A 608-nucleotide genomic window follows, 5' to 3' on the forward strand; every position below is an offset into this window, starting at 1 on the left:
CAACATGGCAACACGTTTTATGACTGACCCGCACGCGATGCGGGACATGGCGGCCCGTTTTGCGGCGCACGCCGATGCTGTTGAGGGCGCGTCTGTCCGGATGATGGCGTCCGCGCAGGACATTTCCGGTGCCGGCTGGAGCGGTCTGGCCCAGGCGACCTCACTGGACACCATGGGCCAGATGCACCAGGCGTTTCGCAACATCGTCAACATGCTGCACGAGGTGAGTGGCGGGTTGAACCGTGACGCCCAGAACTACGAGCAGCAAGAGCAGACCTCCCGGCAGATCCTTAGCAGCTAGCCCGACTTCGACAGCTTCAATTCAGGAGGACAATACCCATGACCATTAATTATCAGTTCGGTGATGTCGACGCCCATGGCGCCACCATCCGCGCGCAGTCTGCGTCGCTGGAGGCCGAGCACCAGGCCATCGTGCGCGATGTGCTGGCGGCCGGTGACTTTTGGGGCGGCGCTGGTTCGGTGGCCTGCCAGGAGTTCATTACCCAGTTGGGTCGCAACTTCCAGGTGATTTACCAACAGGCCGACTCCCACGGCCAAAAGGTCCAGGCGGCCGGTAACAACATGGCGCAGACCGACAGCGCCGTCGG

The 608-nt window shown here is 62.3% G+C and carries 2 protein-coding genes; both read left to right on the plus strand.

The genetic code is table 11. From position 1 onward, the window contains the following. Window positions 1–4 precede the first annotated feature (4 nt). Window positions 5–301: a WXG100 family type VII secretion target gene (locus tag F0Q45_RS26550; protein ID WP_149656656.1), complete on the plus strand. Its 297-nt coding sequence runs from the start codon at window positions 5–7 to the stop codon at window positions 299–301. Between the two features lie 38 nt (window positions 302–339). Beyond that, on the plus strand, window positions 340–608 hold a 269-nt coding region (locus F0Q45_RS26555), incomplete at its 3' end, for a WXG100 family type VII secretion target (protein ID WP_149656655.1).

This window comes from Mycobacterium simiae, assembly GCF_008370645.1.
GTDB lineage: Bacteria > Actinomycetota > Actinomycetes > Mycobacteriales > Mycobacteriaceae > Mycobacterium > Mycobacterium simiae_A.